Source organism: Enterococcus faecalis (assembly GCF_029024925.1).
GTDB classification, from domain to species: Bacteria; Bacillota; Bacilli; order Lactobacillales; family Enterococcaceae; genus Enterococcus; species Enterococcus faecalis.
This window is the reverse complement of record NZ_CP118962.1, coordinates 513,050-533,884: the sequence shown is the minus strand read 5'-3', so window position 1 is coordinate 533,884 and position 20,835 is coordinate 513,050. Positions and strand designations below refer to the sequence as shown.

Genomic DNA, 20,835 nt, shown 5'->3' with positions numbered 1-20,835 from the left:
AGGGCTGGCCATTATGGAACAAAAATTGAGTGAGTCAGAGCAATATCTCTGGCATTTTATCGAAACACATATTTTAGAAATCCCTGATTATTCCATTGTAAAATTAAGCGAACGAGCCAACGTATCAACTGCGACGATTGTAAGAACCATGAAAAAGAAAGGCTATGAAGGTTTCACATCCTTCAAGCATCACTTGAAAGATAAAGAAAACCAAAATATAAATTTTTCAGCATTAGAAAAAGTAGACCGAGGAATTCGGACGGCCATTTTAAAGAATGAAGAAGAAGTAACTCGCACGATTAACATGATTGAAATTGGTAATATCGAAGATGCGATCCAAAAAATCAAGGCTTCTCGACGGATTATTATCTTTGCTAGAGGTTTTTCAGAATTAATTGCTCAGGAAATGATGGTTAAGTTTCAATTGGCTGGCAAATACTGTGAACTGCATACGGACCCAGAAATTATTAAAAATATTAGTAAAAAGTTATCAAAAAAAGATGTGGCTCTTTTTGTTTCTTTAAACGGAGAAACCCAAGAATTAGTTGTCGCTGGTAAAAACTGTTACGACTCAGAAATTGGGACTATCCTTTTAACTGCAAGCAAACACTCTAGTTTAATGAAATACATTGAAATTCCGTTCGTAGGCTTCAAATCAGAAGGCTCCTTTTTCCCCGATTATGAAGTGCGTTCACGGTTACCACTATCCATTCTGGCAAGAATTTTATTGGACGCCTATGCTTTAAGAACGACAACTTAGGCTTTCTTAAATAATAAAAAACAAGCATTCCTCCACTTAAAATAAAGGAATGCTTTTTTTTATTTTGCAACAAAACGTGCTTCTACTCGATAAATTCGTTGACCACGACTAGAAAATTTTTCTTCGTATTCTGTCATAATGTTGCCTTCAAACTCGCTATTATGCAAATCTAGCCACACACGTTCAATAATCATGCCATATTTAGAAAAGCTACTTAATGAGTATTCGAAGAGCCCTTGATTATCCGTTTTAAAATGAATTTCTCCATTTGGTTTTAAGATAATTTCATCTGTCGCTAAAAAGTTTTTATACGTTAAACGACGTTTTTCATGTTTTTTCTTTGGCCAAGGATCTGAAAAATTTAAATAGATTAAATCTACTTCATTTTCAGCAAAATATTCTGTTAATGCTTCGCCGTCTACTCGCAATAACTGTAGATTAGGTAACGGCTCGGCCACTAGCTTATCTAATGCAATCGATAAAATACTTAATTGCATATCGATACCAATATAATTAATTTCAGGATGTGCTTTAGCCATTTCATAAATAAAACGACCTTTACCTGAACCAATTTCAATGTGGATGGGATGATTATTGCCAAAACGTTCTTGCCATTTCCCTTGCCATTTTTCAGGACCTTCTACCACATATTGTGGATATTTTGCCATATATTCTGCTGCTCCGGGTCTATTTCTTACACGCATCTTTAAAATTCCTTTCTTTTAAAAACAGACTGGTGAAATTCGCCAGCCTGTGTGGATGTTAAATGAATTAGTTTAACTACTAAACATTCGTTTTAATTGTAAAATTTCTGCAGTCATTGCTCTTCTTTCGCCCTCTTGGTGATGACGAACAATCTCTTGTAAAAAGCTAAATAAACCATACCAATAAATTCGTTGAACCGTACTTTCATTCGGGATTAAACCATAAGATAGTAACCATTGATTCCAACCGGAACGAGGGACATAATGACTCAAAATCATTCCTAAATCTACCGCTGGGTCCGCGACCATCACAGAATCCCAATCTACTAAATAGAGATAATTATTCGAGACTAACCAATTCCGATGATTCACATCGCCGTGGACAGCTACATAACTAGTTTCTGGATATTCTGGTAAATGATTATATAAATAAGTGATTACTTCTTTTAAATAACTGTTTCGTTTTAATTCTTTAGGTAGTTGACGCTTATACTCTTTCAACATTGTTAGCGGGGTACAAACTTCGCCACCAATTTTTTTCAACATGTCTTTCAGCAAATTGGAATGATGCAATTGGTATAACACGTCAATCACGTCATTGCGTTTGCCAATTTCGTCCGCATGTAACAAACGTCCTTCCAGCCATTCTTGGGCTGTTAGTACGTCGCCATTCGCTGTCCGCTTTGTCCAAATCATCTTCGGGGCTAACCCTTCTTTAGACAATGCTGCAAGAAGTGGAGAAGTGTTTCGTTTAATGAACACTTTCTCGGTTTCTTTTATTCCCATGTATGTTTGACCAGTTGCGCCCTTTATCGGCTGCAGACGCCAGTCTTTATCCAACTGAAATTCCATGGAAATTATCTCCTATCTCAACACAATTTTATTGCAATTTTTACAGCAATTACCATTTTAGTCGCCAAACCTTGCTTCGTCAAGCTTCTATGTGGTTCTTTTGTAAATTTTGCTGGGTTTTCTCATCTTTATAACTTATTCAAGCGCATTGGAACATACATTTTAGTGAAAATCACAACTTCTACAATTAAAGCACCCAGAATGATCAAGCTATTTTGCAAACTGCCTAAACGAAGGCAGACAATCCCACCAAAAATAATGGCCGCAACAGATAATGCGCCGCTAATTAACCGGCGAATCGCTGCTTGTTTTTTTTCTATTGAAATTGGATATAGCTGTGTCATCACCATATAATCAAATTGCGTGTACATGGGAATCAACTGGAACCCGATTAAATAGACAAACAATAAAGCAACTACCAACGCAATCCAGAATTCTTGTAAAAAGAAGAGTAGCACGCCACCAACCAAAATCAAACGAAACAATAAGCCGCTATATTCGCTACCTCGTAAAAAGCTCCGAATGAATAAGTAAGCATACGTGTTCTCAGATGTTTTTTTGACTACTCCGAGGAGAGGATCTAAGTATTTACGGCGTTTCACTGTACTACTCACTTCAGGAATATCTGTAAACAGCTGAATGAATTTATAAATTCTATGCATTCTGTTTTGTTCTTTTTGGATCATTTTTTCCCAATCCAAGAAACTCTTTTTCATCTTATTTTGCCAAATACTCGATAAACAAACGGCCAGAATGATGCCACCAATCACACCAACCCAAGGCGTCCAGTAAATAGCTCCCGTCATAATCAAGAGACTACTGATCAACCAAACAAACCACCAACTACGGTAAGTGGTTGACGAAAGATGATAGAGCCCATAGCTTTGTAAACTAAGATGTGTATAAATCATACAAACTAGCATGACCAAAAATAAAAAGAAGGTTTGAAACGACCAACCTGTTGTGACTACAATCAACGGCATCAATAGGCCACTTCCTAGAAAGCTGACCACAATCGGTAAAAGTAAAGAGTAGCGCAGCGCTCGTTTCAGATAAGCAGCGAATTGTTTTTCTTTTGGTAATAAAAACACCTTGTCTGGCTCTTCTGTCAAAGTAGCCAACTTACCAACTTGAATGAGTAGCAGCCAGCCCAATAGAATTAACGGTCTGCCCCAAACAAAATCACGAGGTAATTCTTTTAACAACTGGGAATAGTACAGACCTAATCCGCCTAATAAAAACATACAGACTAAAACAAAATGATCATTTAAAATATAGCGCAAGTACTTGGACATTTTTTTGAAATGCCGTGACAAACGTTGACTAAAAATTTCGCCCATGTTACCCCACCTTTTCTTCCTTCGTCAAGGCAAGATAAATATCATCTAAAGAAGACTCTGGTAAATTAAATTCTGCACGTAATTCAGCCATTGTACCGTTTGCCCGTAATTTCCCTTCGTGTAGCACCACAAAGCGATCACAATATTTTTCAGCTGTTGCTAAAATATGCGTGGACATTAAAATCGCTGCCCCTTGCTTACGCATCGTATCCATTAATTCTAATAAAGCATGAATTGCTAAAGGATCTAAGCCTAGAAAAGGTTCATCAATAATATATAAACTCGGTTCAATTAAGAATGCACAAAGTACCATAACTTTTTGTTTCATGCCTTTTGAAAAATTAGCAGGAAACCATTCCAATTTATTGTCTAAACGGAACGTTTTTAGTAATGGTTCTGCTCGTTTGAACGCTTCTTCTAATGGAATATCATAAGCCAAGGCCGTTACTTCGATATGCTCTTTCAATGTTAATTCTTCATATAAAGAAGGTGTTTCCGGAATATACCCGATTTTTTTACGATATTCTTCAGGGGCTTGTTGCAATGTTTCCCCGTCAATCATAATTTTGCCTTTTTGCGGCGTAAGTAACCCAATAATATTTTTGATGGTGGTACTTTTCCCCGCACCATTCAAGCCGATTAAACCAACCATTTCACCAGACTTGACGTCAAAATTAATATCTTTTAAGACAGGAATATGGCCGTAACCTCCTGTTAAATGTTCAATTGTTAAGCTCATTTCTTTTGCCTCCAACCTATTCTCTCTACCATTATTAAACCCTAAGCGAACCAAGAATTCAAAAATTACTCCCTTAATTAAATGGATTTTTTTCTTTCTCTTATTATACACGAAATGAAACGAACTTTTTAGCGAACTCACGTACTTTTTCATCCACAGAGAAATCAACTTGTGGTAAAGTAAAGGAAAGAACCTAGAGAAAAGAGGAATTTTTCATGAATGATTGTATTTTTTGTAAAATTATCAACGGCGAAATCCCAAGTTATAAAGTCTATGAAGACGAGAAAGTCTACGCGTTTTTAGACATTACACAAGTGACCAAAGGGCATACCTTAATGATTCCAAAACAACACGTTGCTGATATTTTTGAATATAATGACGTTTTAGCAAGCGACGTCTTTGCTCGTATTCCTAAAGTAGCACGAGCATTAGAAAAAGCTTTTCCAGAAATGGAAGGATTAAACATTTTAAATAACAATAAGGAAGTGGCTTATCAATCCGTTTTCCATTCCCACGTTCATTTGATTCCCCGTTATTCAAAAGAAGATGATTTCTCTATTCATTTTGGCAACCATCAAGAGGACTATTCCGCCGAAGCGATGCAAGAAATTGCTGAGACCATTGCAAAGCAGGTGAACTAAATGAAAAAATTTATTAAAGGTCTCTTTTTTGGTGCAGCTGCTGGTACCATTGGCGGCTTGTTGGCTGCTCCAAGAAGCGGGAAAGAAACACGCCAACATTTAATCAATGAGCTAGAGGACTATCGTTCACTGAAAAATCAAGTCACGAATGACTGGGATCAGGTGCAACGAAATTTGGCAGTTGTCGAAGAAAACGTTCCACTGGCAACTGAATTTTCAAAAGACCTGCAACAAGAAATCACTGATTTCAAATTCCAAGCGGAACCTCGGATTGCTCAAATTAAAGAACAAATTGCTAAAATCACGGCTGAATTACCTGACACACAAACCAACAAGCAAAAGTAAAGTCTTTTATGTTAATTATTTCTTTTGTTATTAAAAAAATAAAAAGTGTGACGTAAATACGAATTTTGTTTGAAACTATGCCTGAGACTCTTTCTTTTTCAAAATAAGGTATGGTATAGTTATAACAGAAATAAAACTAAAAAAAACAGGAGTGCATAAGAGAATGAAGAAAAAACTAATCTTAGCTGCAGCGGGCGCAATGGCCGTTTTTAGTTTAGCAGCGTGTTCAAGCGGTTCAAAAGATATCGCAACAATGAAAGGTTCAACAATTACTGTTGATGATTTTTATAACCAAATTAAAGAACAAAGCACTAGCCAACAAGCGTTTAGCCAAATGGTTATTTATAAAGTCTTTGAAGAAAAATATGGCGACAAAGTAACTGACAAAGATATTCAAAAAAACTTTGACGAAGCCAAAGAACAAGTAGAAGCACAAGGTGGAAAGTTCTCTGATGCATTAAAACAAGCTGGTTTAACTGAAAAAACATTCAAGAAACAGTTAAAACAAAGAGCAGCCTATGATGCAGGTCTAAAAGCCCACTTAAAAATTACAGATGAAGACTTAAAAACAGCTTGGGCAAGTTTCCATCCAGAAGTAGAAGCACAAATTATCCAAGTTGCTTCAGAAGATGATGCCAAAGCTGTCAAGAAAGAAATCACTGACGGCGGCGATTTCACAAAAATTGCTAAAGAAAAATCAACAGATGCTGCTACGAAAAAAGATGGCGGTAAAATTAAATTTGATTCACAAGCAACAACTGTTCCTGCCGAAGTTAAAGAAGCTGCCTTCAAATTAAAAGATGGCGAAGTGTCAGAACCAATTGCTGCAACAAATATGCAAACCTACCAAACAACCTACTATGTAGTGAAAATGACGAAAAACAAAGCAAAAGGCAATGACATGAAACCTTATGAAAAAGAGATCAAGAAAATTGCTGAAGAAACAAAATTAGCCGATCAAACATTTGTTTCGAAAGTCATTAGTGACGAATTAAAAGCGGCCAATGTGAAAATTAAAGATGATGCCTTCAAGAACGCTTTAGCAGGCTACATGCAAACTGAATCTTCAAGCGCTTCTTCAGAGAAAAAAGAATCAAAATCAAGTGATTCTAAAACAAGCGATACCAAAACAAGCGACTCTGAAAAAGCAACAGATTCTTCAAGCAAAACAACAGAATCTTCTTCTAAATAAGCATAAAAAAGAGAGTGGTCGATTGACCACTCCCTTTTTTTATTTATCTTTTGGAACATAGAAACTGCGGTTATCTAAACCAAAGATTCGTTCCGTATACTCCCCAGGCTGTGTTTGACGAATTGCCCCTAGCATCATTTGAATGGACGCATCCATGGTATCAATTTGATGTAAGATTTCCGCTTCCATAATTCTTGGTCGCACAGGTGAGCCATATTCCAACAATCCATGGTGGGCTAAGACCATGTGCCGAAGAACGACAACGTCTTCTTCTCGATCATCAATTTTCAAAGCCAAACACGCCTTGGTAATTTCCTCATCCACCAAAACTAAATGACCAATTAAGTTCCCTGCCACCGTATATTCTGTCGTAATAGCGCCAGATAACTCTAAAACTTTTCCTAAGTCATGTAAAATAATCCCCGCGTATAATAGTGACGTGTTAATTTCAGGATATTCCTTAGCAATTGCTTTGCCTAGGCGCAACATTGAGACAGTGTGGTAAGCTAAGCCATTCGCAAAAGCATGATGGTTCCGTTTGGCTGCAGGAAATTCATAAAATTCTTGTTGGTATTTCGTCATGAGATAGCGCACAATACGATTCCAATAAGCATTGGTAATCTCAAAAATCACTTGATTGATTTCCTCGACCATCTCTTCTTTTTTCAAAGGCGCTCGTTCCATATATAAACTTGGCTGGCTTGGTTCCTCTGCTGTCGCTAAACGCATGTGTAAAATTTTTACTTGGGGTTTATTTTGATAAACTTCTCGTTTCCCATTCAGTAAAACAACGTTTCCCGCAGTAAACCGTGTAATTTCATCCTCAGAGGCGTCCCAATATTTTCCGTCAATCGTGCCAGATGTGTCTTGAAAGGTAAAGGCAATAAACTTTTTCCCATTTTTAGCTACACGTACATCGGCATTTTTAATTAGAACAAATGATTCAAAAAGTTCTTCTACTGTTAATTCACGTAATTTTTTCACTTGACGCTTCCTCCTTCTAACGCAATTACTCTTTGTTGTAAGTCCTGATAATAGCTTACCATTTCTTGGTCAGAAGAAAAACAAATGACTTGCTGTTTTTGACCAAATTTAGTAAATAATTCAGCTAATTGGGCTTTTCTTTGATGATCATAGTGTAACCAGCCATCATCAATGATAATTGGACAAATCAGTTGCTCGCCTTGGACTGCTAAAAAGGCAAAACGAACAGCCATCATCAATTGATCTTTAGTGCCAGTTGATAATTCATGTAAATAAAACATTTCTTGTTCTTTCGTCACCGCAACTAGTTGACCTTCGGCTACTTGGATTGATTGATAACGCTGATTTGTTAAAAGTGCAAAGTAGCTTGATGCATACTGTAATAAGCTGGGCAATTGTTGTTCCGAAAGCTCTGTTAATAGGTCCATTAACAGTTGTCCCGCTAGTTGATACCCAGACCAACGTTGAGCTAGTTCTTTGATTTCCGCTTTTAAAATTGCTTGTCGTTGATACAACTCATCTAAGGTACCATCCGTCATTAATTGTTGTTTTTCATAAATCAACGCTTGATACTGTTCTTGTATTTTATTTAACTGACTTTCTTCCAGTGCTTGTTGCTGCGCCAGTTGTAAAGAACGGTCTTTTAACGTTGCTTCTGTTACCGCTTCTGGAAACAGATTGCCTAATTGTGTCGCTAATTCTTGCCCACGACCAACTTGAGCTTGCTGAGTGGTCAGCTGTTGAATCCTACTTGGAACATCAGCGATTGATAGAATCCGATAACGAATTAGTAAAGGCTGAATTCGTGTTAATGCTTCTTGCTGTTTAGTTTTCAACTCTCGTAACTGCTGTTTGAGATAGCCATCTGCTTGATACTCTTGAGAAAAGCGAACCTTCTCCATTTCTTCAGCAAATCCTTCTAAAAAGTGTAACTTTTCGGAAAGGCTCTTTCCTTGCAAGGGTAAATGCGTCATCAATGGGACGACTTGTTCTTCAAATACTTGGCGTTTTTGTTGATTTTCCTTCAATTGACTCATGAGTTCTTCATTTGTTTGAACAAGCAATAAATAGCGCGTAATCAATTCCCGCTGATTCATTAAAGTATCAATTTGATTCATTTTTCCTAATTGATGGACTTGGGCTTGCTCCGCTACTGCTTGTTCAAGTTGTTCCACTTGCAGTTGTGCCTCACGTTCTTGATTCAGCGCTTGTTGGAACTGTTCATTTAAATAATCTAGTTGCGAAAGTTTCGTCTGCCACTCTTCTTTCACTTCATCAGAGGAAGCTTCTTTTCTAGTAGCGTAGCTAAGCACTTCTTTCGCGATAAAACTAACTCCCACGAGAACTAGGCCCCATTTTAAAGGGCTTGGCAAAAAGAAACCGAGTAATGCAAGGATACTTCCTAGCAATAACCAAAGTGGTTGACTTGTTTTCTGCGCTTTTTGGGCACGCGTCGCTTCACCAAAAAATGCGGCATGCGCTTTTTCAAAATCCGTTAACTGGTCTTCCAGATTTTCAATTTGAGAAGCCAAGAATGCTTTCTGTTCTTGTCCTTTTTGAAGAGCTTGCGTATACGCAACTTGTTGTTGGCGCCACTTTTGAACGGTTTCGTTGTCATAAAAAAGCTGTGGTGGTCGTTCAGGCGACCATGACCATTCGTTCTCTAAAAGGACCATTTCTTGACGATTTTGCTCAAAGGTTTGGGTCATCCATTCCGATTCCGTCATCAATTGTTGCATATCATAGCGTTGATTCAACAATTGTTGAATCAATGCTTCTTGTTCTAGGTAAAAAGCATAGCCTTCTGGAACATCGAGCGCTTCTGACTGAAGAGATAACTCTTTGGTCAAACGTTGTCGTTCTTTATCTAGGTACATATATTCTTGAAAGGTTTCTTCTAATTGAACTTGGTCTTCTTTTACAAAAACAACGTTCTCTGTTTCTTCAGGTAGCGACTGCCATTCTTCGTACAAGGGAAAGTGACGTTGCTGTTCCGCAACCTGTAACAAGCCCTGTTGCGTTCCTTTTAATTGCTGTTGCAGTGTCACTCGCCGTTGTTCTGTTTCGCGAATCGTTTCTTCTAATTGTTGAAAAGTTTGTTGCTGCGCTTCTTTCTCTTGAATTTGCTCTTTTAGTTCTTGATAAGCCGCCAACTTCTGATTGAGTAATGGCTGCTGTCCTTTACCTTTAAAGATTTTTTGTGCTTCTTTAAAGTACGCATTTCGGTAAATCAAAAGTTGTTGACTACCAGAAACACCAATGGCTAACAAGGATGTTTGCAGTTCCTCTTCTGTCAACTTGTCACTCGTAATTAATTGTTCTTGTTGGAAAGTAAAAACCTCTTGAAATAACTTTTTCGTTAGCGGATGTAACATTTGCTGTAAGGTTTTTTCATCCCCCATTTGTTGTTGATAATAAATGATTGCTTGCCCTTTATTTTTTTCTTTAAAACGCTCGACTTGAACTTCCCCAAACACAGGATGTGCCAACCACAAACGACCACCATACGAACCACCATTTTTAGGTGCGTAATCGCGTTTTCTTTTACCCTTTGTGGGAAAACCAAACAGCATTGCTTGAATGAATTGATACAATGTGGACTTGCCAACTTCATTTGCGCCGTACAGCAATTGATTACCAGATTCAAATGTAATTTTCTGTTGTTGCCATTTTCCAAAGCCCACAATCTCTACTGCAAGTAATTTCATAGTGGGTCCTCCTGAATAGTAAAGTCTTCATTAATTTGCTCATGTGCTAGGCGCAAGCTCTCTAATCGCCACTGCTCATCCATTGAAAAAATTCCAGCAAATTCTGGATAACGTAACAATTCCTTGGTGGTATCTTCAAAAATAACTGGATCTAAGTATGTTTTTTCTAATGCCGTTAATAAGTTGGGACTAGCGGCTAAATAGATCGGTTCTTTCGTTGGTTCCTCTGCTTGCAATATTAGGCGATAAACAAAAAAATCACCTTGCGTTTTTTGTAAAAGCTGCTGCTGTAAGTAGCTTAATAGTTCACCATTGACAATGGCTTGCACCACGGTCACATCCAAATGTTGCGTTTCTTTCAGTGTCAACGCCATCAATTGCTGTTGCTGATGCGCATGCCACTTCGTCAGCAAACTGGTTTCAAGATAAGACAAAATGCTTTGGGTGTCACGGCATTGCGCAAGAGATACTTCTTCATTCGTCCAATCTATTTCTGCGACTTTTTCAAATTGAACAGTCGCTTGATTTTGGGAAAGTGTGACCACTGCAACCCCTTGTAAAGACTGTTCTTTTTTCGTGTGTCCTTGAGGTGTTCCAGGATAAACAATTAGCGGTTGTTCACTAACAATTTGCGGCTGATGAATGTGGCCCAATGCCCAATAATTATAGCCAGTGGCTTTTAAATCCTTCCATGTAAACGGAGCATAATTTTGTTGCGCTTTCCGACTGGTGTCTCCATGATAAATCCCAATATGAATGTCAGAATCTGCTTGTTTGATAGGAAATTCTAGTGCTTTATTTTCATCAATCCAGGGATGCTCATAACTAAACCCCGAAACAGCCACTTGTTCGCCCGCTTTCGTTTCAAAATACAGTGTCTCAACCATTTCTTTTTCAAATAAAAAAACATTGTCTGGAAAAGAAAACCAATAGCGGTCTTTTTTATAGTAATCATGATTCCCAAATGTTAGAATCACAGGGATTTCTGCTTGTTTCAACTGTTCTAATGCAGCCATCAATTGGGCTTGCATTGAAATAGAGGTCTGACTTTGATGAAACGTATCTCCTGCAAAAATAACCAAGTCCACCGTTTCTCGAATGGCAACTGTTACGATATTCATTAACAATTGTTGATTAGCTTCTCTTAAGCGCTTCGCTAAGGCTGTCGGGATCCCAGTTAACCCTTCAAAAGACCGATCCATGTGTAAATCAGCTGTATGCAATAGTTTCATCGTTTCCCCTCCTTTTCTCCTCCCTTTATCATATCATTTTCTGCCAGCTTGGTCAGTAAAAACATACGAAAATTTGTTCGTTTTTTTATTTTCAGTAAAAGAAAAACTCTGACAAATTGTCTTATAGACAACTTGTCAGAGTTCAATTACGTAAATTAATCGTTATACATATCACGCACAGGAGTCATGATAATTCGGTTTAAATCATTGACAACTAAGCTAAACGCTTGTTCTTTTTGCATTAATTCGTTGATAACTGCTGTTTCTTGCACTTTCGTTGCAATGCTTTGTGCTTTTTCAGCATCTTCATCCGTGAATTCTTCACCGCGCATTTGTTTTTCTTGAAGTCCTTGTTGGAATCCTTGGAATTCTTTAAACAATGTGTAAGCTGCTTCGTCTGCTTTTACTTCTTCATACGCTGCTTGTAATGCTTTAAATTCGTCTAACTCACGTAGTTCACGTTCAATCTGATTGGCTGTATCATAAATGTTACTCAATGGAATCCCTCTTTTCTCAATAGTTTCATCTTTATTGTACCATTTCTCTTAGGTTTTCCCAACTAATTTCCTAATAAGCCTCCGAAAATTCCTTCAATCTTGTCTTTGACTTTTTTCGCGCCGTCTTTAATTTGTCCCCCAACTTCATTCAATGTATCTCCGAAATTGCTAGCGCCATCTTGAACAGAGTTTCCAAAGTCTTTTAAGTTATCCCGCCAATTAGAATTGGCACCACCGGTTAAACTATCGTTGCTATCAACAACTTTCCCACCTGTGGCATAAGCATCCGCGACAGGAAATTGTGCTTGTTTGACTTGTGGCAAGATGCCACTGGCTTGACTGTTGAACACCTGAGAGGCATATGTGGCGCTACTACCTTCCAAATAATGGGTTTTACTGGTTTCTTGGAAGCCTAACCAAGTAGCAATGACAACTTCTGGTGTATAACCAATCACCCACTGATCGTTCGTTTTACTACTATCGAAGTTGGTTTCTGTCGTACCTGTTTTACCAGCCATTACGTAGCCTGCTGGTTGTGCGTTGACCCCGCTCCCAGAACTAAAGACCCCTAGTAACATACTTGTAATCCCGTCTGCAACATCTTTGGTAATGACTTGTTCTTTCTTGACTTTAGTATTATCAACTACAATTGCGCCAGTTGAGTCGACGATTTTTGTAATTAAATGCGTTTCAGTTTTATAGCCTTCATTGGCAAAGGCACTATAAGCTCCCGCCATAGTTAGTGGCGAAACACCCGTTTGTAATCCCCCAAGTGCTAAACCATAATATCGATCTTTTTCTGATAACGGAATGCCAAATTTCTCTGTTTTTTCATAGCCTTTATCTAAACCAATTTGATGTAATAACCACACCGCTGGTAAATTTAAGCTTTCTCCTAAGGCTTGATACATAGGAACTTCTCCACTGTAAGTGCGGCTATAGTTTTGCGCTGGATAGTAATCTTGTGGTTTATCTTCTAAAACAGAGTCTGGTTTATAGCCAGCCTCTAAAGCTGGTGTATAGACAGAAATTGGTTTTAAGGACGAGCCTGGTGAACGTTTTGTTTGCGTTGCAAAGTTAAAGCCTCGATAAACATGTTCCCCTCGACCGCCCACCAGTGCTTGCACGCCGCCGGTTTTCGGATCAATGGCTACAGAACCACTCTGAACCATGGCACCATCTTCTGCATTGGGTGGAAATAGTGCATCATTTTTATAAGTTGCATCCATCGCATCTTGATATTTTTGATTTAAAGAAGTGTAAATCTTGTAGCCCTTATTTAAAATATCTTCTTCTTTAAATTTATAACGATTGACTGCTTCATCAATTACCGCATCAAAATAATATGGATATTTGTAACTATTTTCGTCGCCAACATAGGTGTCATTTAATAGACTCGCTAAGTTAACACTCGCTTCTTGATTGGCTTCTTCTTGAGATAGTTTTTTATTGTCGACCATTAGTTGTAAAACGGTATTCCGTCGCGCTGTGGCATTGTCAATGTAATCAATTGGGTTATAAATTCCTGGCCCTTTTAACATGCCCGCTAGCGTTGCGGCTTCCCCCACTGTAACTTGGGACGCATCCACGCCAAAGTATTTACGAGCTGCATCTTGCACGCCCCAGACACCATTACCAAAATAAGAATTATTTAAATACATTGCCAAGATATCTTTTTTCGAATATTTCTTTTCGATTTCAATCGCTAAGAATAATTCTCTGGCTTTCCTATCTAACGTTTGCTCTTGCGTTAAGTAAGCATTTTTGGCTAATTGCTGCGTAATTGTACTTCCGCCACCACCGCCACCGATTTTCCCGAAGGTCAATTTTCCAACAACCGCACGGGCAATCCCTTTGATGGAATACCCTTTATGTTGATAAAACCCGCGATCTTCAGTTGAAATAACCGCATCTTGAATATAAGGAGAAATATTATCCAGTTCCACAAAAGTTCCTTTTTGCCCGAATAACTTTCCGACTTCCTCTCCTGACTCATCATAAACGCGCGTTGATTCACTTAGCCCCGATTTTAGGGTCTCAACGTTTGCGGACTTGGCTAAGTAAAATAAATAAATACTGGCACCTAAAGCGACTACCAAACCAATTAACAAGAAAATTTTATTGATTTGATACTTTTTCCAAATCCGCTTTCTGGCTTGATGGAATTGTATTAAATAAGGCTTTATCCACGTCCAAAAATGACGTAATCCGACACCGACTTTACTAAAAAATTGTTTAAGATTGTCCATAGTACTCCCTCTGTTTACGTTTCTTGGCTAAGTCTACCATATTCTTGTGGGTACGACCTAGGTCTAAAGCATGAAAAATTCTTGAAAAACAATTTCAATGATCTTTTCGCTGTAGCAAAGGAAATATGGCCTTCACTAGAGGTAAATAATTGCTTACGCTTAGAAACGAGTCTTTATTTAGCCTCTATTCTATCATGCTTTTCTTCGTTTTTTATGTAAATTTGTTTAAGAATCTCTCAAGGAACTGCCTTTCTAACAAATTTCAGCTTTTTTTCCGTTCTGACTTGACCTTTTGAGCAGCTTTGTTACACTAAATAGCGAATCAGTGAAAGGTGGGATTTGGTGGAATATTCAATGCGATTACCTGAAAATTTTTCAACAATGACTGTAAAAGAACTATTAGAAAATGAGTGGCTAGTCCCTCGAAAAGTGCGCCATTTTTTACGCACGCGAAAAAATGTCAAAATCAACGGAGAAACAGCTGCTTTTCATTTTCCAGTCCAAGCTGGCGATTGTGTCACCTTAACGTTTGAAGAAACCGATTATGTACGTCCCACTATTCATTTGGGGGAAGCAACGCATGTGAAGGTTTTATATGAAGATGAACATTTAATGATTGTAAATAAACCTTATGGCATTAAAACCCATCCAAATCAGCCACAGGAAACAAACACCTTGTTAAATCATGTTGCTGCCTATTTAGCTGAGAAAAATCAGGTCCCTTATGTCGTTCATCGATTAGATAAAGAAACCAGTGGTGCGATTGTCTTTGCTAAAAATCCTTTTGTCTTACCTATTTTAGGGCGTTTATTAGAAACAAAACAAATTTACCGCCAATATCAAGCGATTGTGGCTGGTCACTTTAACCAAAAAGAGCAGACAATCAATCAGCCGATCGGTCGTGATCGACATGATCGCCGGAAACGACGGATTGATCCTCAAAAAGGGAATTCAGCGATTACACATGTCCAAGTGGTCCAAGTTCTTTCTAACAATCAAACCGCAGTTACCTGTGTTTTAGAAACAGGTCGGACGCACCAAATTCGGGTCCATTTAGCTAGCGAAGGGCATCCAATTATTGGTGATCCGTTATACAACCCAAAATCGCAGGCAGCTCGTTTAATGCTCCATGCTTCACAACTTCATTTACTCCATCCGTTTACAAAAAAACAAATCGTTGTGACTGCAGCGCCTGGCCTATGGTAAAAAAACAGAAGAAATCGGACGGTAACCGCCGATTTCTTCTGTTTTTTTATTTTACCTCACATTCACTGCTGAGAACGGCATATCTGCGTTTGCTCAGTGTCTTGGTGTTAAACAGTTCCTGAGCTAACTCTCAGCCTTAATCATTTGTAGCCACTCTTTTTGTAAAATTCCGTAATTGTAGATATCCAGCCATTGGCCATCTTGAAATAACGCTTCTCTATCAATTCCTTCTTTTTTGAAGCCTACTTTTTCATAACCATGAATCGCTTTTTGATTGTTACTATTGACAGCTAATCTGATTTTGTGCAAGCCCAATTCATAAAAAGCAAATTTACAAATTAAAGACACCGCCTCAAAGCCATATCCTTGACCTCGTTGCTCTTTTTGTAAAATAGCAATCCCTAAATTGGCCCCTCTATTTTTCAACTGTACATCAGACAACGAGACCCAACCAATAAATTTCTCTGTCGTATTTTCTAAAATAGCAAATAGAAATCGATCATCTTCTCCTTTATTAATCGTGAAATCTTTCCATTCTTCAAGCCCCCACGGATGTAAAGCATCCCAGCTCAAATGCCGAAGCAATTCATTATCCCATTGCTGTTTTGCAATATGTTCGATATATTCTTCTCTAAAATGAGAAAAGCCAATGTGTTTTCCTTTTAAGACATTTTCCATAAGAACACCTTTAATTTCCTAGATTATTTTTCTATTTGCTGACTATCTATTTCCTCATATTTTTGTAAAAAAGTGGCAATTTTTTCGATGACACACGCATTTTTATCGCTTTGGTCATTCTCTACCTGAAGAACAAGCAACGGTTCATGCAGACTTAAGCGTAGCAAAAACCAACCACTGCCATATTGACCAGACACGTTTCCCCGAACACCTTCTTGGTTTTCATGGTCCACAGCAAAGTCTGCTTGACTTTCTACAAACAATTCAAAGTCTCGCAAGACTTGTTGCCCATAACAAGTAACATCCTCCGCAGTAATTTTGAAGCGAAATTCGTTGGTTTCTGCCGGTTGCTTCAATGTAGCAATCAGATCACCTAACGTTTGATTGTTTTGTTTCAATTCTGGTAACAACATTAAAATTTTTGCCACGACATATGCACCATCATCCAGATTGTAGTTTTCTTGAAACGCTGCATGACCACTGGTTTCAATGGCTAACGGTGTCTGAAAGCCCCCATGATTCAATTCAATCATTTTATTAATGACATTTCGGTAACCAGAAATATAACGAATCTGTTGGCCGCCTTTTTCTTCAATAAATGTTTTTAAATGACTTGAGGTTGGCGAATTTGTCACAATATAACTACCAGGCGCTTCTTTTAAAACAATTGCCGCTAAAACAGCAATTAAATTATTTCGGTTTAGTACCTCACCTGATTGGTCCACCACAGCCGAACGATCTACATCTGTATCAAAAATAATGCCCAAATCTGCCTGATTAGCTAAAACAGCTGTTTGAATACTTTTCATTGCTTCAGAATTATCTGGATTAGGTACATGATTAGGAAAATGCCCATCTGGTTCTAAAAACTGTGATCCCGTCGTATCAGCGCCCAAAACTTGAAGAACCTGCTCCGCAAAGAAGCCCCCAGCCCCATTACCCGCATCAACGATAATTCGAAAGCCATGTAAAGGTTTCTCTTCTGGCGAATGAATTCCTTGGCGAATTTTTGCCACCAAATGCTCCGCATAAATTGGCAGTAACTCTTGCTTCATCAGTGTGCCATTTTCATTGGCCGTCAGCGGATCAGTATGAGATAAAATATACCGAATATCTTCTTTCTCTGCTCCACCTTCTGCTGTGAAGAACTTCAAGCCATTAAAGTAATAAGGCAAATGGCTAGCTGTAATCATAATCGCTGCATCACATTGAAGCGTTGGAAATTGAGTAGCCATAAACATAGCAGGCGTCGTAGCTAAACCAACGTCAATCACCTGAATACCTAATGAAAGAAACGTATCTACTAATGCTTGCTTAATCGGCTCCGCCGTTAGACGACTATCATGTCCGATTGCAATTGTCAGGCGCTGTTGTGCCTTTCGTGGCAGCTGTTTTTTATCCTGTAACCAACGAACCACGCCCACCGCAATCTCGGCTACTGCTGTTGCGGTTAATGTTGCAGTTTGCTCTTCCGTATCCAAAGCAATTCCCCGAATATCCGAACCATTTTGTAGCGCTTTCAATTCTGCCAAGAAAAAAACTCCCTTCTATTGATGCTTTCAATTTTAAAAAATCATATTTTCGATGCGTTCGATAAAGTGTTCCGCATCCTCTTCTGAACGTGTAATCACAATAATTGTATCCGCACCAGCCACTGTACCAGCCACTTCTGGATAAGCTACTTCATCTAAAAAGTTACTCACCACATCGGCATTTCCCATCTCTGTATGCAAGATGACAATAAATTGTACTCGCTCCATTCGAACAACTGAATCTTTTACTGATTCTCGTAATTTCTCTTCACTGCTTGTGCCTTGTGCTTGAGAAAAAATTGCATATTTGACACGACCATCTGCACCATGTGTTTTAACAATACTCATTTCACGGATATCTCTTGAAACAGTCGCTTGAGTGGCTCGGACGCCAATTTCTTCCAAACGAGTGATTAATTCATCTTGTGTTTCAATTTCTTGTTGCATAATTAATTGTTTAATCAAACGTTGACGTTCTGCTTTTTTCATATAGACCACTCCTCTCCATTCATTTCTTTTATTATATCCAAAAATGAGTAAAAATACAGGTACTTTTCACATTAAACTCTTTATTTATCTGAAAAAGACTGGATAAATGTTTATATACCAGTCTTTTTCAGTAAAAAATACTTATTTAAGAAGATTCTTTTCTTTTAAATAGTCTTTCGCCACTATGCTAGGATCTTGCCCTTCCACATTGACTTGATAATTCATTTCACTCATTTCTTCTTCGCTAATTTTTCCTGCCAATTTATTCAATATTTCTGCTAATTCTGGATATTTTTCCAACGTTGCTGTTTTAATAAGTGGTGCTCCTTGATAAGGCGGAAATAGCGCTTGATCATCTTCTAACGTTACTAAATCGTATTGTCTCAATTCACTATCCGTTGAATAGGCATCAATCACATTTACCTCACCATTATTAATCGCCTGGTAGCGTAATGCTGGTTCCATCGATTGGACATTCAGATTTAAATGATATTTTTCTTGTAATCCCTTATAACCATCTTGCCGATCAATAAATTCTAACGTAAAACCTGCTTTCAACTGATTGCTAATTTTCTGTAAATCACTAATCGTTTTTAATTGATGCGCTTTTGCAAATGAGCGTTTAACTGCGACGGCATACGTATTTTCATAGCGCATCGGTTTCAACAAAGTAAGGTTTTCTTGTTTTTTCAAGCCAGCGCGTGCCGCTTCATAGACTACTTGAGGTTGATTGTCTAGCTGAGGAGGATTTTTTAAAAAGGTTTCGATCACTGTTCCTGTAAATTCCGGATAAAGATCGATTTCATCTGATTTCAAGGCATTATATAAAAAAGTAGTCTTGCCAAAGTTTGGCTTTAACGTCACCTGAATGTCGCTATTTTCTTCAATTAAGGCTTTATACATATTAATAATAATATCTGGTTCCGCTCCTAATTTGCCAGCAATTGTTAGCTGTTTTTCCTTTGAAGAAGTTTGTTGATTCCAGAAAAATGAACCACCTAACAAAAGGCCTAAAATAGTACCGCCAATGATTAGTCGCCGTCCATTCGCTTTTTCCAACCAATGAATTCCATAATTAAATAAGACTGCTAGTGCAGCTGATGAAAGAGCTCCAATAAAAATCAACGATAAATTATTTCGATCAATTCCTAATAAAATGAAGGTCCCTAAACCGCCTGCTCCAATTAACGCCGCCAACGTGGCCGTACCAATAATTAAAACGGTAGCCGTTCGAATCCCAGAAATAATAAATGGTAATGCCATTTGTAACTCAAACTTAAACAGTTTTTCTTTTTTACTCATCCCAAATGCTTCTGCGGCTTCTTCTAACGAAGGATCAATTTCCGTCAAACCAGTATAGGTGTTTTGTAAAATTGGGAATAAGGCATAAATCACTAGCGCAACAATTGCCGGTGGTCGACCAATACCAATTAACGGAATCAGTAAGCCTAGCAAGGCTAAAGAAGGGATGGTTTGGAAAATCCCAGTCACTTGTAACAGACTTTCCGCTAACTTACGATGACTCGTTAAATAAATGGCTAAAGGAATTGCAATCAATGCAGCGAATAATAACGAAATAAAGGACAATTGCATATGCTCGATTAACGCTTGCAGATATTCTTCTTTTCGAGCGAAAAAAGTTTCAATCAGTGCTTGCATCTACTGTCCCTCGCTTTCCAACAGTTGTTCCATAAAACGAGTAATCGTTTTTGAGGTGATACACCCTAAAACTTGTTGTTTTTCTACTAAATTTGCTTTCTCTTGCGCATTAATGAGTTGGACAATCTCTTTTAAATTGGTTTCCATGAAAACAGTCGGCACTGGCTCAATCGTCTCATCTGCGGCTTCTAAAAATGCAGTCAAGTCAGCGCCACAATAGTTCGCTAGTTCTGGCGAAGATTGTTTGAAAAATTGACCGACAAAATTATTTTTCGGATGTTTTTGAATGGCTTCTGGCGTATCGACTTGAATAATTTTGCCAGCGTCCATAATACAGATGCGCTCTCCTAACAGTAAAGCTTCATTCATATCATGGGTCACAAAAACAATGGTACTCGCTAATTCCTGATGAAGTTCTTTCACCAAACGTTGAAGATGATGTCTTGAAATCGGATCTAGCGCGCTAAAAGGTTCATCCATTAAAATCACTTCTGGTTCGGCTGCAATGGCGCGTAAAATCCCGATACGTTGTTGTTCGCCTCCTGAAAGCGCTGCTGGCTTACGATGCAGATATTCCTCAGGATCCAGCTGAACTTTTTTCAATAGTTCAATGGTTCGCTCTCTGCGTTGCTCTTTGGGCCATTTTTTCATTTCAGGAATCAACTCAATATTTTCCGCCACGGTTAAGTTAGGAAATAAGGCAATTTGCTGAAGAACATAGCCAATTTTTAGTCGTAATTCACGTAAAGGGTAGTTGGTTACCGCTTGCTCATTGAGAGCCACTTCACCTGTCGTTGGCTCAATGAGCCGATTAATCATTTTCAAAGTCGTCGTTTTTCCACTACCACTCGGCCCTACTAATACAAAAAATTCGCCTTGTTGGATTGTTAAATTCACATCGGACAAAACAGCATTTTCTTGATATACTTTTGAAACATTTTGAAATTTTATCATTTATTTTCACCGCATCTTTCACTTCTTAATAAACAAAATCTTTGGAGGATCGTCACTCTTTCAGTATAATTTAA

At 38.2% G+C, this 20,835-nt stretch carries 19 protein-coding genes; 5 read left to right on the top strand and 14 right to left on the bottom strand.

Going from position 1 to position 20,835, the window contains the following annotated elements; genetic code table 11:
• Positions 1 to 13 precede the first annotated feature (13 nt).
• Complete coding sequence (locus tag PYW42_RS02725) at positions 14 to 760, top strand: MurR/RpiR family transcriptional regulator (RefSeq protein ID WP_002363162.1); 747 nt, start codon at positions 14 to 16, stop codon at positions 758 to 760.
• A 59-nt stretch (positions 761 to 819) separates the two neighbouring features.
• Here PYW42_RS02725 and trmB read toward each other — a convergent pair whose 3' ends face one another.
• From trmB to PYW42_RS02705, 4 genes are all read right to left on the bottom strand, one after another.
• Positions 820 to 1,464, bottom strand: coding sequence for a tRNA (guanosine(46)-N7)-methyltransferase TrmB (trmB, locus tag PYW42_RS02720; RefSeq protein WP_002355532.1), 645 nt, complete (start codon positions 1,462 to 1,464; stop codon positions 820 to 822).
• 72 nt (positions 1,465 to 1,536) lie between these two features.
• Positions 1,537 to 2,316, bottom strand: coding sequence for a phosphotransferase family protein (locus PYW42_RS02715; protein ID WP_002355531.1), 780 nt, complete (start codon positions 2,314 to 2,316; stop codon positions 1,537 to 1,539).
• 128 nt (positions 2,317 to 2,444) lie between these two features.
• Positions 2,445 to 3,656: an ABC transporter permease gene (locus tag PYW42_RS02710; protein WP_002389662.1), complete on the bottom strand. Its 1,212-nt coding sequence runs from the start codon at positions 3,654 to 3,656 to the stop codon at positions 2,445 to 2,447.
• A 1-nt stretch (position 3,657) separates the two neighbouring features.
• Positions 3,658 to 4,395, bottom strand: coding sequence for an ABC transporter ATP-binding protein (locus PYW42_RS02705; protein ID WP_002363160.1), 738 nt, complete (start codon positions 4,393 to 4,395; stop codon positions 3,658 to 3,660).
• Between the two features lie 215 nt (positions 4,396 to 4,610).
• On the opposite strand from PYW42_RS02705, the gene PYW42_RS02700 reads away from it, so the two are divergent.
• The 3 genes from PYW42_RS02700 to PYW42_RS02690 all read left to right on the top strand — a co-directional run bounded on the left by PYW42_RS02700 (position 4,611) and on the right by PYW42_RS02690 (position 6,573).
• Positions 4,611 to 5,036 carry an HIT family protein gene (locus PYW42_RS02700; RefSeq protein ID WP_002355527.1) on the top strand — a complete coding sequence of 142 codons (426 nt, stop codon included), beginning with the start codon at positions 4,611 to 4,613 and terminating at the stop codon, positions 5,034 to 5,036.
• A complete protein-coding gene (locus PYW42_RS02695) occupies positions 5,037 to 5,381 on the top strand; it encodes a YtxH domain-containing protein (protein WP_002355526.1) in 345 nt (114 codons plus the stop codon).
• 163 nt (positions 5,382 to 5,544) lie between these two features.
• Complete coding sequence (locus PYW42_RS02690) at positions 5,545 to 6,573, top strand: peptidylprolyl isomerase (protein WP_002355524.1); 1,029 nt, start codon at positions 5,545 to 5,547, stop codon at positions 6,571 to 6,573.
• 39 nt (positions 6,574 to 6,612) lie between these two features.
• Here PYW42_RS02690 and PYW42_RS02685 read toward each other — a convergent pair whose 3' ends face one another.
• From PYW42_RS02685 to PYW42_RS02665, 5 genes are all read right to left on the bottom strand, one after another.
• The gene (locus tag PYW42_RS02685) at positions 6,613 to 7,557 is read right to left on the bottom strand and encodes a 3'-5' exoribonuclease YhaM family protein (RefSeq protein ID WP_002411179.1); all 945 of its coding nucleotides are present in this window, start codon (positions 7,555 to 7,557) and stop codon (positions 6,613 to 6,615) included.
• Positions 7,554 to 10,265: an ATP-binding protein gene (locus PYW42_RS02680; RefSeq protein ID WP_002389605.1), complete on the bottom strand. Its 2,712-nt coding sequence runs from the start codon at positions 10,263 to 10,265 to the stop codon at positions 7,554 to 7,556. The genes PYW42_RS02685 and PYW42_RS02680 overlap by 4 nt, the downstream gene beginning before the upstream one ends.
• A complete protein-coding gene (locus PYW42_RS02675) occupies positions 10,262 to 11,497 on the bottom strand; it encodes a DNA repair exonuclease (RefSeq protein WP_002389594.1) in 1,236 nt (411 codons plus the stop codon). The genes PYW42_RS02680 and PYW42_RS02675 overlap by 4 nt, the downstream gene beginning before the upstream one ends.
• 155 nt (positions 11,498 to 11,652) lie before the next feature.
• Positions 11,653 to 11,994, bottom strand: a complete 342-nt coding sequence (locus PYW42_RS02670) for a YlbF/YmcA family competence regulator (protein ID WP_002355518.1) — start codon at positions 11,992 to 11,994, stop codon at positions 11,653 to 11,655.
• A 62-nt stretch (positions 11,995 to 12,056) separates the two neighbouring features.
• Complete coding sequence (locus tag PYW42_RS02665; protein WP_002355517.1) at positions 12,057 to 14,243, bottom strand: PBP1A family penicillin-binding protein; 2,187 nt, start codon at positions 14,241 to 14,243, stop codon at positions 12,057 to 12,059.
• A 342-nt stretch (positions 14,244 to 14,585) separates the two neighbouring features.
• On the opposite strand from PYW42_RS02665, the gene PYW42_RS02660 reads away from it, so the two are divergent.
• On the top strand, positions 14,586 to 15,449 hold the full coding sequence (locus PYW42_RS02660) for an RluA family pseudouridine synthase (protein WP_010707825.1): 864 nt from the start codon (positions 14,586 to 14,588) through the stop codon (positions 15,447 to 15,449).
• A 123-nt stretch (positions 15,450 to 15,572) separates the two neighbouring features.
• On the opposite strand, the gene PYW42_RS02655 is transcribed toward PYW42_RS02660, so the two are convergent.
• From PYW42_RS02655 to PYW42_RS02635, 5 genes are all read right to left on the bottom strand, one after another.
• Positions 15,573 to 16,127, bottom strand: coding sequence for a GNAT family N-acetyltransferase (locus tag PYW42_RS02655; protein WP_002389600.1), 555 nt, complete (start codon positions 16,125 to 16,127; stop codon positions 15,573 to 15,575).
• 23 nt (positions 16,128 to 16,150) lie between these two features.
• Entirely contained in the window at positions 16,151 to 17,659 is a 1,509-nt protein-coding gene (locus PYW42_RS02650; protein ID WP_002411177.1) for a phosphohexomutase domain-containing protein, read from the bottom strand.
• A 33-nt stretch (positions 17,660 to 17,692) separates the two neighbouring features.
• Complete coding sequence (gene argR / locus PYW42_RS02645) at positions 17,693 to 18,148, bottom strand: arginine repressor (protein ID WP_002371463.1); 456 nt, start codon at positions 18,146 to 18,148, stop codon at positions 17,693 to 17,695.
• 141 nt (positions 18,149 to 18,289) lie between these two features.
• Positions 18,290 to 19,807: an ABC transporter permease/substrate-binding protein gene (locus PYW42_RS02640; protein ID WP_002355507.1), complete on the bottom strand. Its 1,518-nt coding sequence runs from the start codon at positions 19,805 to 19,807 to the stop codon at positions 18,290 to 18,292.
• Positions 19,808 to 20,761, bottom strand: coding sequence for an ABC transporter ATP-binding protein (locus tag PYW42_RS02635; RefSeq protein WP_002363150.1), 954 nt, complete (start codon positions 20,759 to 20,761; stop codon positions 19,808 to 19,810).
• Between the last annotated feature and the right edge of the window lie 74 nt (positions 20,762 to 20,835).

What these genes read in the sequence shown, in the direction of transcription:
- PYW42_RS02640 (WP_002355507.1), bottom strand. Translation starts at nt 19,807, where the DNA reads ATGCAAGCACTGATTGAAACTTTTTTCGCTCGAAAAGAAGAATATCTG.
- PYW42_RS02680 (WP_002389605.1), bottom strand. Translation starts at nt 10,265, where the DNA reads ATGAAATTACTTGCAGTAGAGATTGTGGGCTTTGGAAAATGGCAACAA.
- PYW42_RS02725 (WP_002363162.1), top strand. Translation starts at nt 14, where the DNA reads ATGGAACAAAAATTGAGTGAGTCAGAGCAATATCTCTGGCATTTTATC.
- PYW42_RS02690 (WP_002355524.1), top strand. Translation starts at nt 5,545, where the DNA reads ATGAAGAAAAAACTAATCTTAGCTGCAGCGGGCGCAATGGCCGTTTTT.
- PYW42_RS02675 (WP_002389594.1), bottom strand. Translation starts at nt 11,497, where the DNA reads ATGAAACTATTGCATACAGCTGATTTACACATGGATCGGTCTTTTGAA.
- PYW42_RS02665 (WP_002355517.1), bottom strand. Translation starts at nt 14,243, where the DNA reads ATGGACAATCTTAAACAATTTTTTAGTAAAGTCGGTGTCGGATTACGT.
- PYW42_RS02705 (WP_002363160.1), bottom strand. Translation starts at nt 4,395, where the DNA reads ATGAGCTTAACAATTGAACATTTAACAGGAGGTTACGGCCATATTCCT.
- PYW42_RS02710 (WP_002389662.1), bottom strand. Translation starts at nt 3,656, where the DNA reads ATGGGCGAAATTTTTAGTCAACGTTTGTCACGGCATTTCAAAAAAATG.
- PYW42_RS02715 (WP_002355531.1), bottom strand. Translation starts at nt 2,316, where the DNA reads ATGGAATTTCAGTTGGATAAAGACTGGCGTCTGCAGCCGATAAAGGGC.
- PYW42_RS02695 (WP_002355526.1), top strand. Translation starts at nt 5,037, where the DNA reads ATGAAAAAATTTATTAAAGGTCTCTTTTTTGGTGCAGCTGCTGGTACC.
- trmB (WP_002355532.1), bottom strand. Translation starts at nt 1,464, where the DNA reads ATGCGTGTAAGAAATAGACCCGGAGCAGCAGAATATATGGCAAAATAT.
- PYW42_RS02635 (WP_002363150.1), bottom strand. Translation starts at nt 20,761, where the DNA reads ATGATAAAATTTCAAAATGTTTCAAAAGTATATCAAGAAAATGCTGTT.
- argR (WP_002371463.1), bottom strand. Translation starts at nt 18,148, where the DNA reads ATGAAAAAAGCAGAACGTCAACGTTTGATTAAACAATTAATTATGCAA.
- PYW42_RS02655 (WP_002389600.1), bottom strand. Translation starts at nt 16,127, where the DNA reads ATGGAAAATGTCTTAAAAGGAAAACACATTGGCTTTTCTCATTTTAGA.
- PYW42_RS02700 (WP_002355527.1), top strand. Translation starts at nt 4,611, where the DNA reads ATGAATGATTGTATTTTTTGTAAAATTATCAACGGCGAAATCCCAAGT.